This is a genomic window from Agrobacterium pusense (assembly GCF_013285525.1).
In the GTDB taxonomy this organism is placed as follows: Bacteria; Pseudomonadota; Alphaproteobacteria; order Rhizobiales; family Rhizobiaceae; genus Agrobacterium; species Agrobacterium pusense.
The window spans coordinates 797122-809326 of record NZ_CP053857.1 but is presented as its reverse complement, the minus strand read 5'-3'; the positions used below and the strand labels follow the sequence as shown (position 1 = coordinate 809326).

Sequence of the window (12205 nt, the reverse complement as noted above, 5' to 3'; positions counted from 1 at the left end):
CCCCCTCCCACTACGCCGCCAAAGGAGACCCTGGAATGACCAATTCCGCCGTTAACATTCTGATCGTTGACGATGAACCGCCGATCCGCAAGCTTTTGCGGGTGGGGTTGTCGACGCAGGATTATACGGTAAGCGAGGCGATGAATGCGAAGGTGGCGATGGAGCTGGTCGAGCAGGACAAGCCCGATCTCGTCATTCTCGATCTCGGCCTGCCGGATATGTCGGGACACGATCTTCTGGCGAAATGGCGCAGCGAGGGGGTGGCGTTGCCGGTCATCATCCTGTCCAGCCGAACCGATGAAGCAGGTATCGTCAAGGCACTCGAACTGGGAGCCGACGACTACATTACAAAGCCCTTCGGCATGAACGAACTCGTCGCCCGCATACGGGTCGCGCTGCGCCACCGGCTCCAGAGCCAGGGTGAAAGGCCTGTCTTTCAGACCGGCGATCTTTCGGTCGATCTTGTCCGGCGTATCGTCAGGGTCGAGGACCGGGAGGTGAAGCTCTCCCCGAAGGAATACGATATTCTGCGGGTGCTGGTTCAGCACGCAGGCAAGGTGCTGACGCACCGCTTCCTGCTGGAGCACGTATGGGATGAACTGACCGACGTGCAATATTTGCGGGTCTATGTGCGCCAACTGCGCCAGAAGATCGAAAAAATCCCCGATCAGCCCCGTTACATCCTGACAGAAACCGGGGTGGGTTACCGGTTGCAGGAGGTTTGAGGGCGCCGCAAGGCAACGCCCTCCGATATCTCAGACGGCAGCGCAGATGGACAGGAATTCATCTACATCGGCCTCGGTCGTCGCAAAGCTGGTGACCATGCGGATAAGTACTTCGTCCTTGCCGACTTTTTCCGGCATGTCGCGCGGCTCCAGCCAGTCATAGAACCTCGCGCCTTTTTCCGTCGCTGCTTGCGCGGCTGCCTTTGGCAAAATGGCGAAAACTTCGTTGGCCTGGGTCGGCCAGGCGAGGCGCGCGCTGTTCAGCGAGCCGAAGCCCGCGCGCAGCCGGTTGGCCATGGCATTGGCATGGCTGGCGAGGCCGAGCCAAAGATCATCCTGCAGATAGGCTTCAAACTGCGCTGCGATGAAACGCGACTTCGAAAACAGTTGCGCTGTGCGTTTGCGCAGGAACGAGAAATCCCGAGCGAGCGAAGGATCGAAGAAAACGATCGCTTCCGCGCACCAGCAGCCATTTTTCGTGCCGCCGAAAGACAGCACGTCAACGCCGCGTTTCCAGGTCATTTCAGCCGGCGTGGTGTCAAGGGCGGCCAGCGCATTGGCAAAACGCGCGCCGTCCATATGCAGCGGCAGGCCGTTTTCCTTGGCGATTTTGGAGACGGCTTCAATTTCGTCGAGGGTGTAGACGGTGCCGGCTTCGGTCGCCTGCGTCATGGTGATGGCGGCGGCACGGCCGTGGTGAACGGCATCCTGCGGATAGCGGGCAATGCGCTCGATCAGGTTTTCCGGCGCCATCTTGCCGTTCGGCCCTTCGACTGCGACCATGCGCATTCCGGAAAAGAAATCCGGCGCGCCGCATTCGTCCTCGATCACATGGGCTTCCGAATGGCAGAAGGTGAGGCCGCCGGCGCGCGCGATGCTGGCCAGCGAAAGCGAATTGGCCGCCGTGCCGGTGGCGACGAAAAACACCGCAACCTCGCGCTCGAATATCTCATTGAAGCGCTTCTCGATGGAGAGATCGAGTTCGCTGGTGCCATAGGCGGAGGCAAACCGGGTGGATTCCCGCGAAAGCCGTTCATTGACGGCCGGATGGGCGCCAGCCCAATTGTCTGAAGCAAAAAACATCTCTGAAGGCTTTCCGATAGCTGGGGTTCTGATTGGGAAATGCATGGAGCGACGACTGGCAAAGTTCTATGACCTAACTACGCGATTGGCAAATCCGGCAATGAAAGCAATGGGAACGCGGCATTTGCGACAGAAAGTTTCGCGCAATAGGTCAGTATCGAAACTTCGCTATAAAACGACGGTCTCACTAATTGGATTCGCGCCCTTGCCAAATCCGCCGGTTTCTGCCAAAATCCTCGGGAATTGAGACAGTCTTGCTGTCCTAAATTTGATCCAGCCGGCGAGAACGCGGATTTTGCCAAAGAGCGAAATTGCGTCGCGCCGGACCTTCGCATGAAACCGTGCAAGTAATTTGCAGGAGGGACAAAAATGACGAACAAGCCGCAGGCGGACATGGCCGCCGCAACCCTGACCACTGACTGTCCCACCGCGGCTGCGGCTGCACCCGTTTCTGCGAAAGCGCGTTTCGCGGGTGGCTTGCCGGAAAGGCAGGGTCTCTACGATCCCGCCAATGAACATGATGCCTGTGGCGTCGGCTTTGTCGCCCATATGAAAGGCGTCAAGTCGCACCAGATCGTCAAGGACGGCCTGTTCATCCTTGAAAACCTGACCCATCGCGGCGCCGTCGGCGCAGATCCGCTGATGGGCGATGGTGCGGGCATTCTCGTGCAGATTCCCGACCGCTTCTTCCGCGAGGAAATGGCTGCGCAGGGCGTGACATTGCCGAAGGCTGGCGAATACGCCGTCGGCCATATCTTCATGCCGCGCGATCCCTCCCGCATCGAGCACTACAAGAAGGTCATCGTCGACGTCATCGGCGAAGAGGGCCAGCAGTTCCTTGGCTTCCGTGATGTCCCGGTCGACAACTCCTCGCTTTCCAAGGCGCCGGATATCGCTGCGACCGAGCCGCACCATGTGCAGGTCTTCATCGGCGCCGGCCGCGATGCCGCGAGCAATGCCGATTTCGAGCGCAAGCTGTTCCTCATCCGCAAGGTTCTCTCCAACCGCATCTATGACGAAGGCGGCGGCAAGGAAACGCAGGATTTCTATCCCGTTTCCCTTTCTTCCTCGACCATCGTCTATAAGGGCATGTTCCTCGCCTATCAGGTGGGCGCATATTACAAGGACCTTTCGGACCCGCGTTTCGAATCGGCTGTCGCGCTCGTGCATCAGCGTTTCTCCACCAACACCTTCCCGTCTTGGAAGCTGGCGCACCCCTATCGCATGGTCGCCCATAACGGCGAAATCAACACCCTGCGCGGTAATGTCAACTGGATGGCGGCGCGTCAGGCATCGGTTTCGTCCGCGCTTTTCGGCGACGACATCTCCAAGCTCTGGCCGATTTCCTACGAAGGCCAGTCGGACACGGCCTGTTTCGACAACGCGCTCGAGTTCCTCGTCCGCGGCGGCTATTCCATGGCCCACGCGGTGATGATGCTGATCCCGGAAGCATGGGCCGGTAACCAGTCCATGTCTGCCGAACGCAAGGCATTCTACGAATATCACGCAGCCCTGATGGAGCCCTGGGACGGTCCCGCCGCCGTTGCCTTCACCGACGGCAAGCAGATTGGCGCGACGCTCGACCGCAACGGCCTGCGCCCGGCCCGTTACCTCGTCACTGATGACGACCGCATCATCATGGCTTCTGAGGCCGGCACGCTGCCGGTGCCGGAAGAGCGCATCGTCAAGAAGTGGCGTCTGCAGCCTGGCAAGATGCTGCTGATCGACATGGAAAAGGGCGCGATCATTTCCGACGAGGAAGTGAAGCACGAGCTTGCCGCCAAGCACCCCTATCGCAGCTGGCTTGATCGCACGCAGCTCATCCTCGAAGAGCTGAAGCCGGTCGAACCACGCGCCCTGCGCCGCGACGTGTCGCTGCTCGACCGTCAGCAGGCCTTTGGTTACACCAGCGAAGACACCAAGCTCCTGATGTCGCCGATGGCGACGACGGGCCAGGAAGCCATCGGCTCCATGGGCACGGATACGCCGATTTCGGCCATGTCGGACAAGTCGAAGCTGCTCTACACCTATTTCAAGCAGAATTTCGCGCAGGTCACGAACCCGCCGATCGATCCGATCCGCGAAGAGCTCGTCATGAGCCTCGTGTCGTTCATCGGCCCGCGTCCGAATATTCTCGACCATGAAGGTGCCGCCCGCGCCAAGCGTCTGGAAGTGCGTCAGCCGATCCTGACCAATGGCGATCTGGAGAAGATTCGCTCCATCGGTCACACGGAAGACCGTTTCGACACCAAGACGCTCGACTTCACCTATGATGTGGAGCGCGGTGCCGAAGGCATGCCCGAAATGCTCGACCGCCTCTGCGAGCGGGCCGAATCCGCTGTCCGCGGCGGTTACAACATCATCGTTCTGTCCGACCGCCAGCTTGGCCCGGATCGCATCGCGATCCCCGCACTTCTGGCGACGGCCGCCGTGCACCACCACCTGATCCGCAAGGGTCTCCGTACGTCGGTCGGTCTCGTCGTCGAAACCGGTGAGCCGCGCGAAATCCACCATTTCTGCCTTTTGGCCGGTTATGGTGCGGAGGCGATCAACCCGTACCTCGCTTTCGATACCCTGCTCGACATGCACAAGCACGGCGCCTTCCCGAAGGAAGTGTCTGACGATGAAGTCGTTTATCGCTACATCAAGGCGGTCGGTAAGGGCATCCTCAAGGTCATGTCCAAGATGGGCATCTCCACCTACCAGTCCTATTGCGGCGCGCAGATTTTCGACGCCATCGGCCTGTCTTCGGAATTCGTCGAGAAATATTTCTTCGGCACCGCCACCTCCATCGAAGGTGTCGGCCTGACCGAAATCGCCGAAGAAACCGTGGCGCGCCATACAGCGGCTTTTGGCAAGGACCCGATCCTTGCCAACACGCTCGATATCGGCGGCGAATACGCCTATCGCATGCGCGGCGAAAGCCATGCCTGGACGCCGGACGCCGTCGCCTCGCTGCAACACGCTGTGCGTGGCAACAGCCAGGATCGCTACCGCGAATTCGCCGGCATGGTGAACGAAACGGCGCTGCGCATGAACACCATTCGCGGCCTGTTCAAGGTCAAGTCGGCGGAAGCACTCGGTCGCAAGCCGGTCTCCATCGATGAGGTCGAGCCGGCAGCCGATATCGTCAAGCGTTTCTCGACCGGGGCGATGTCCTTCGGCTCGATCAGCCGCGAGGCGCATACGACGCTCGCGATTGCCATGAACCGCATCGGCGGCAAGTCCAACACGGGTGAGGGCGGGGAAGAATCCGACCGCTACATGCCGCTGTTGAACGGCCAGCCGAACCCGGAACGCTCCGCCATCAAGCAGATCGCATCCGGTCGCTTCGGTGTGACGACGGAATACCTGGTCAATGCCGACATGCTGCAGATCAAGGTGGCGCAGGGCGCAAAGCCCGGCGAGGGCGGCCAGCTGCCCGGCCACAAGGTGGATGCGACGGTTGCAAAGACCCGTCACTCCACCCCGGGCGTCGGCCTGATTTCGCCGCCGCCGCATCATGATATCTATTCCATCGAAGATCTGGCGCAGCTGATCTACGACCTGAAAAACGTCAATCCGGAAGCCGATGTGTCGGTGAAGCTGGTGTCGGAAGTCGGCGTCGGCACGGTTGCGGCCGGTGTCGCCAAGGCGCGTGCCGACCATATCACCGTCGCCGGTTTCGATGGCGGCACGGGCGCGTCACCACTCACGTCGCTCAAGCACGCGGGTTCGCCCTGGGAAATCGGCCTTGCCGAAACCCAGCAGACGCTGGTGCTGAATGGACTCCGCTCGCGCGTCGCACTGCAGGTGGATGGTGGTCTGAAGACCGGCCGCGACGTCATCATCGGCGCGCTGCTCGGCGCGGATGAATTCGGCTTCGCCACCGCGCCGCTGATTGCGGCCGGCTGTATCATGATGCGCAAGTGCCATCTCAACACCTGCCCTGTCGGCGTTGCCACGCAGGACCCGGTTCTGCGCAAGCGTTTCAAGGGTGCACCGGAACACGTCATCAACTACTTCTTCTTCGTGGCCGAAGAAGTGCGCGAAATCCTTGCCTCGCTTGGCGTGACCAGGCTGGACGAGATCATCGGCGCTTCCGAACTGCTCGAGAAGGACGAGATGCTGGCGCATTGGAAGGCGAAGGGTCTGGATTTCAGCCGCATCTTCCATAAGGTCGAGGCACCCAAGGAAGCGACGTTCTGGACCGAACGCCAGAAGCATCCGATCGACGACATTCTCGACCGCAAGCTGATCGAAAAGTCCCTGCCGTCGCTGGAAAACCGCGAACCCGTGGTCTTCGAAGTGCCGATCAGAAACGTTGACCGCTCCGCCGGTGCGATGCTCTCCGGCGCGCTCGCCAAGCGCTGGGGCCATAAGGGTCTGAAGGATGACACGATCCATGTGACGCTGCGCGGTACGGCGGGCCAGTCCTTCGGGGCGTTCCTCGCTCGAGGCATCACCTTCGATCTGGTGGGTGACGGTAACGACTATGTCGGCAAGGGTCTTTCGGGTGGCCGCATCATTGTGCGCCCGCCGGAAAACGCCCGTATCGTCGCGGAAAACTCGATCATCGTCGGCAACACCGTGCTGTACGGCGCCATAACCGGCGAGTGCTATTTCCGTGGCGTGGCTGGCGAGCGGTTCGCGGTGCGTAACTCCGGCGCGGTTGCGGTTGTCGAAGGTGTCGGCGACCACGGTTGCGAATATATGACCGGCGGCATCGTGGTCGTTCTTGGCGAGACCGGCCGCAACTTCGCGGCCGGCATGTCCGGCGGTGTGGCTTATGTTCTTGACGAGAAGGGCGATTTCGCCACGCGTTGCAACATGGCCATGGTTGAGCTGGAGCCAGTTCCGGAAGAAGACGACATGCTGGAAAAGCTGCACCATCACGGCGGCGACCTCATGCACAAGGGACGTGTCGACGTTTCCGAAGACATGACGCGCCACGACGAGGAGCGCCTTTATCAGCTGATCTCCAACCACTTCCATTACACGAACTCGTCGCGTGCCAAGGATATACTCGATCGCTGGAGCGAGTTCCGTCCGAAGTTCCGCAAGGTCATGCCGGTGGAATACCGTCGTGCGCTTGAGGAAATGGAGCGCATGCGCATGGGCGTGGCGGCGGAGTAATCCGCCGCGTGAGGACACTACACCACCTGATCTCGCTGATAACAGTGGTCGCCATTCGTGGCGACCACCTGGACGGGCGGCGAGAGCGGATTTGAGTTCATCGTGCTGGGGGCGGCTTTGGGTTTCGCCACCTGGTACTGGGGCCCGACAGGCGCTCCGCTTTGATGTGAGGACATAAACGTGGGCAAGGTTACAGGTTTTCTGGAGATCGACCGGCAGGTGGGCAAGTATCAGCCCGCATCGGATCGTATCCGCCACTTCCGCGAATTCACCATTCCGATGTCGGATGCCGAGGTGCAGAAGCAGGCGGCGCGCTGCATGGATTGCGGCATTCCCTATTGCCACGGCCCGACAGGCTGTCCCGTGCACAACCAGATCCCCGACTGGAACGATCTGGTCTACAATAACAACTGGGAGGAGGCGATCCGCAACCTCCATTCCACCAACAACTTCCCGGAATTCACCGGTCGCGTCTGTCCCGCCCCTTGCGAGGAGGCCTGCACGCTGAATCTTGAGGATGCGCCGGTCGCGATCAAGACCGTCGAACAGGCGATTGCCGACAAGGCCTATGAGCTGGGCTTCATCGTGCCGAAGCCGGCGACGATCCACACCGGCAAGAAGGTCGCCATCATCGGTTCCGGTCCCTCGGGCATGGCGGCGGCGCAACAGCTTGGCCGCGCCGGCCACGAGGTTCACGTCTATGAGCGCGAATCCAAGCCCGGCGGCCTGCTGCGTTACGGCATCCCCGATTTCAAGATGGAGAAGAACTTCATCGACCGCCGTGTCGAGCAGATCAAGGGCGAAGGTGTTACCTTCCATTGCGGCGTCAATGTCGGCGTCGATGTGACGGTGGAGGCGCTTCTCGCCGACCACGATGCCGTGCTTTATTGCGGCGGCTCGGAAACCCCGCGCCCGGCCGGCATCGGCGGTGCGGATCTGCATGGCGTTTATGATGCCATGCCCTATCTAGTACAGCAGAACCGGCGCGTCGGTCGTGAAAACATTGACAGCGTTGGCTGGCCGGCCGATCCGATCCTCGCCGGCGGCAAGCATGTCGTCGTTGTGGGCGGTGGCGATACTGCATCCGACTGCGTTGGCACGGCGTTCCGCCAGGGTGCTGTTAAAGTCACCCAGCTCGACATACGCCCGATGCCGCCGGAAAAGGAAGACAAGCTGGCGGTTTGGCCTTTCTGGGCAACCAAAATGCGCACCTCGTCTTCGCAGGCCGAAGGCGCCGTCCGCGAGTTTCAGGTGGCGACCCTCGAATTCGTTGGCGAAGACGGCGTGCTGACAGGTGTGAAGTGCTGCCAGGTGGATGACCGACGCAAGCCGATTGCCGGCACGGAGTTCATCATCAAGGCCGATCTCGCCTTCATCGCCATCGGCTTTTCCGGTCCCTTCACGGACAGTGTTCTGAAGGAAATGGACGGAAAGCTGACACTCAACACGGACCGCCGTGGCTCCACAAATGTCGTCGCCAACGAGACGGATTACAGGACCTCTGTCGACAAGCTCTGGGCGGCGGGCGATGTGCGCCGTGGCCAGTCGCTGGTGGTCTGGGCGATCCGCGAAGGCCGTCAGGCGGCGCGTGCGATTGACGAAGCGCTGATGGGCGCGACCGTTCTTCCGCGCTAAGCCGGCAAATGGATATAAATGGAAAGGCCTGTCGCACCCGCAACAGGCCTTTTCTTTTGATGTCAGAAAACGAGCGCTTCTTTTTCAGCAATAGGGAAGCGTAATCCGGAAGCAGGCGCCACCGCTGGATGAATCGCCGATAGTAATATCTCCGCCGTGATACCGCACGATTTCCTGCACGAGATTAAGCCCGAGGCCTGTGCCCCGGTCTCTAGGTTGCAGGCGATGAAAGGCATCAAAGACGAGTTCCCGTTCGTTTTCGGGAATGCCATTGCCTTCGTCGGCGATCTCTATCACCCGATTGGCCGCCACTGTCATTGTTATGGTTCCGCGGTTGCCGCCGTGTTCTATGGCGTTTTGCACGATCTTCATCAGGGCTCGCCGCAGGGAAGGGTCGTCCGCAAGTGCAAGGATCGGTTCTTCCTCCGGTTCAAATGAAAGCTCATAACCCTGTGAGATGGCAAGCGGTGCCATATCAGCAACAACCGATCTGCAGAGATTGACCAGATCGAGCGGCACCAATGGCGCCTTCTGGCCGTCGAGACGCTGCAGATCGAGCAATTGTTCGGCCAGCACGCCGATACGGCTGGCATCCGCCAAAATCCGGCTGCGCGCAGGCCCCTCCAGCAGAGTTTCGACACGCGTTTGTAGAATGGCGACCGGCGTGCGCAATTCGTGCGCGGCGTCGAGAATGAAGCGCTTGTGCCGTTCATAGCCATCGTCCAGGCGCTTGAGTGCACCATTGACGGCGTGCACCAGCGGCTGCACTTCCCGTGGAATATCATTGTCGGGCAAGCGATATCCGCGTCTGTCGATATCGATCGCTTCCGCGGTTCTGGCAATCGTCGAGAGTGCACGAAATTCCCTGCGGATGATCAAGGGAATTGCTATCGTGGTCGCAATGGAGATGAGGACGAGGACCGGGAAAATCATGATGTTGGAAAACAGCAGAACTGGGAGCGTCATGCTGAAAACATCGCCTTTTCCGACCATCACAAACTCTCCGGCTGGCCCGGATGCACGGCGAACAACCGCAAGGTAAAGAACGGCAAAATAGGAGTAGGACATCCCGGCTTCGCGAATGTTCGAAATCTTGATGTCGTTTAACTCATTCTCCATGTTGCTGTAGGCCTCGGGCACAGGGCCACCCTGGATGAGCTCATCCTTGTCGCTGAGCGCAACAAACCAGAAATCGGGCATTTTTTCCCGGAGTTTGGCATATTCGGCCGTCTCTTTCAGCGTAAGCTTCCCATCCGTGTCGCGGATCAAGGCGTTTGCTGTTATCTGCGCCGCCTCCGAGCTAAGAAGAGCGCTGCCGACGCCGTCGCTCAACAGATAAGCAAAGAACGCGACGCTCACGATCAAGAGACTGCCGACCTGGAAGAGGAGCAGTTGAATGGTCAATCGCCGCTTCAGTGACTTTCTCTTGGACAATCTCATCCCGTCGCCCTCAAAAGATATCCCACGCCGCGAATGCCATGCACCTCCACGGCGGCGTCCGCGGCCTGCAATTTGCGCCGCAAGCGGGAAATGTGGGAATCGAGCGCATTGGACTGGATTTCATCGTCAAAGTTGTAGACGGCCTCCTCGAGCAGCGAGCGCAACACTGTTCTGCCCTGGCGTCGCAGCAAGGCTTCGAGAATCAGCAACTCCCTTCTCGTCAGCGGAAGAAACGCGCCGTTGATACGCACTTCGCGCGTCTCGAAACAAAACTCCAGCCTGCCGAGTTTTGCCGTCATCGCCACGGTTCCGGCGGGTCGGCGCATCAGGGCGCGAATGCGGGCAAGTAGCTCCTCGACAGCGAAAGGCTTGGCCATATAGTCATCTGCACCGAGGTTCAGGCCCTTCACCCGATCCACGAGCCCACCCTGGGCCGTCAACACTATGACGGGTGGGGTGACCGGCAGCAGACGCAGATTTTCTATCAATTCGATGCCGTCACCATCGGGCAGTTGCCGGTCCAGCACAACGAGGTCATGGACACCATCCATGATGGCGTGTCGGGCGAGATCCAGCGTTCCGACCGTATCCACGATAATATCGAACCGATGGAGCGCGGCAGACAGGGCCGCTGCCATCTCACGCTCGTCTTCAACAAGCAGCAGGCGCATAAATTCGTCTCGGCATTGTCGGCACGCTTAGGGTGAAGCGTACACATGAAGTCAAAAACGACGGTGCCGTTGACGCCCAAGGCAAGCGACACGTCGCCGTCGAATACATATCGCCGTGCGAAATCGGTGGAGCGGAGGAGGTTTGTGACCGATCTCCGCATTCCTGCAAAGCTGCAGCTATCCTGTCATCGTGGGATTGCCTGAACATTACGCCGACCGACTGGGCGGCAGACGGCGGGCAAGCTTCTATTGCTTTGCCTGTATGGTATCAGGCGTCATCCGATAGTCATCGATGCGGCCCGCCGGCGCATCGGCCATTTCGCCGCGCTTGGTCAGCCTTTCGCGCGGGGATTCCACGACGGAGACGCGTGTTGGCGCGGCCGAAAGAGGGACATCCCCGAGCAGTTTGTCGCCGCCATCGAGAGCAGGATCGGTAAGGCTGATCGGCTGGGTGCGCACCTGTCCCGCATCGATGCCAAGTGCCGGCAGGGAGGTGAGTGCCGGCAGATTGCTGCCGTCCAGTTTCACAAGGTCCGGTCCGGCGCCGTCGAGGTGCCGGCGGACGAATTTCTCGACGTAAAAGGCAAGCTTGCGCTTTCCGGCCTGCGTCATGCCGATACCGTCGGCCTCACGCAGGCGGGCCTGCTGACCATTCATGTCGTAACCGGTGATGACGAATTTGCCGGCTTCGTCGACAAAACCGTCCCAGACATCTACGAACTCGCCGCCGAATTTTTCCACATGGCTGCGGTAAAGCCGGTTGAACCCAACGAGATCCGCAGAAAGCGAGGGAGACTGGAAGGCGGGCAGACCCACCCATAATAGTGGCACTTTCGGGCGGCCGGCGAGGGTGAGAAGCTCATCGATCCGTCTCTCATATTCCTTGAGCCAGACCTCCGTGCCGAATTTTTCCTTGATATCGCCGATCTGCATCTGCTGGCGATCGTTCGAGCCCATCATGATGACGATGGTGGCGGGGTTGGTCTCGCTTATGAATTGCGGCAGGTTTTTGAACCAGTCGTAATAATCGGTGCGCACCAGGCCGGAAGAGCCGTTGGCACGCACATCGACCGCAATTGCCGGCGAGCTGGCAAATGCATTGACCAGCTCTTCCCCCATGCCGCCGGCGAGGAAATCACCGATAACGAGGACGCGCCTGGCATTTTCAAGCTTGGCGGCAGGCTCCGGCTTAGCGGTTCGCATCTGGACCACCGAAGGCGCTTTCCTTGCAGGTTGCGGGCGGGTGACCGATCTTTCGCGCGGCGCGGATGGGAAATCGCGCCGGTTGCGGGGCTGGTATTCGCGGCCTGATCCGCCATCGCGGCCTACCGGCCTGCCGAACAGCATTTCAAACAGGGTACGCCGCTGTTCCTGTGCCAAGCTCTCGGAGGGAGCGAGCGGCATGGCAAGAACAGCGGAAAGAAGGACAGCGCAGAAACGCCAGCCGGTTCTTCCAGTTTTTTCCGCAGGTTTCGTACTCATGACATCGGCCCTTCCGGATATTTCGGCGGCGTTTCGTAACTGCCGCCGAACTCG

At 60.1% G+C, this 12205-nt stretch carries 7 protein-coding genes; 3 read left to right on the top strand and 4 right to left on the bottom strand.

Annotation, left to right across the window (positions count from 1 at the left end; translation table 11 throughout):
* The first annotated feature begins 35 nt into the window (after positions 1-35).
* On the top strand, positions 36-725 hold the full coding sequence (locus HQN82_RS17355; protein WP_006697199.1) for a response regulator transcription factor: 690 nt from the start codon (positions 36-38) through the stop codon (positions 723-725).
* 30 nt (positions 726-755) lie between these two features.
* On the opposite strand, the gene HQN82_RS17350 is transcribed toward HQN82_RS17355, so the two are convergent.
* A complete protein-coding gene (locus tag HQN82_RS17350) occupies positions 756-1808 on the bottom strand; it encodes a threonine aldolase family protein (protein ID WP_173615358.1) in 1053 nt (350 codons plus the stop codon).
* A gap of 369 nt (positions 1809-2177) precedes the next feature.
* On the opposite strand from HQN82_RS17350, the gene gltB reads away from it, so the two are divergent.
* The gene (gltB, locus tag HQN82_RS17345; RefSeq protein WP_173615357.1) at positions 2178-6923 is read left to right on the top strand and encodes a glutamate synthase large subunit; all 4746 of its coding nucleotides are present in this window, start codon (positions 2178-2180) and stop codon (positions 6921-6923) included.
* A gap of 180 nt (positions 6924-7103) precedes the next feature.
* On the top strand, positions 7104-8558 hold the full coding sequence (locus tag HQN82_RS17340; RefSeq protein ID WP_173615356.1) for a glutamate synthase subunit beta: 1455 nt from the start codon (positions 7104-7106) through the stop codon (positions 8556-8558).
* A gap of 84 nt (positions 8559-8642) precedes the next feature.
* Here the strand turns inward: HQN82_RS17340 and HQN82_RS17335 are convergent, their stop codons facing one another.
* The 3 genes from HQN82_RS17335 to HQN82_RS17325 form a co-directional block, all read right to left on the bottom strand.
* On the bottom strand, positions 8643-9998 hold the full coding sequence (locus HQN82_RS17335) for a sensor histidine kinase (protein WP_173615355.1): 1356 nt from the start codon (positions 9996-9998) through the stop codon (positions 8643-8645).
* Complete coding sequence (locus HQN82_RS17330; RefSeq protein ID WP_004445841.1) at positions 9995-10669, bottom strand: response regulator transcription factor; 675 nt, start codon at positions 10667-10669, stop codon at positions 9995-9997. The genes HQN82_RS17335 and HQN82_RS17330 overlap by 4 nt, the downstream gene beginning before the upstream one ends.
* Positions 10670-10915: 246 nt before the next feature.
* The gene (locus HQN82_RS17325; protein ID WP_173615354.1) at positions 10916-12151 is read right to left on the bottom strand and encodes an SGNH/GDSL hydrolase family protein; all 1236 of its coding nucleotides are present in this window, start codon (positions 12149-12151) and stop codon (positions 10916-10918) included.
* Between the last annotated feature and the right edge of the window lie 54 nt (positions 12152-12205).

What these genes read in the sequence shown, in the direction of transcription:
- HQN82_RS17355 (WP_006697199.1), top strand. Translation starts at nt 36, where the DNA reads ATGACCAATTCCGCCGTTAACATTCTGATCGTTGACGATGAACCGCCG.
- HQN82_RS17350 (WP_173615358.1), bottom strand. Translation starts at nt 1,808, where the DNA reads ATGTTTTTTGCTTCAGACAATTGGGCTGGCGCCCATCCGGCCGTCAAT.
- gltB (WP_173615357.1), top strand. Translation starts at nt 2,178, where the DNA reads ATGACGAACAAGCCGCAGGCGGACATGGCCGCCGCAACCCTGACCACT.
- HQN82_RS17335 (WP_173615355.1), bottom strand. Translation starts at nt 9,998, where the DNA reads ATGAGATTGTCCAAGAGAAAGTCACTGAAGCGGCGATTGACCATTCAA.
- HQN82_RS17330 (WP_004445841.1), bottom strand. Translation starts at nt 10,669, where the DNA reads ATGCGCCTGCTGCTTGTTGAAGACGAGCGTGAGATGGCAGCGGCCCTG.
- HQN82_RS17325 (WP_173615354.1), bottom strand. Translation starts at nt 12,151, where the DNA reads ATGAGTACGAAACCTGCGGAAAAAACTGGAAGAACCGGCTGGCGTTTC.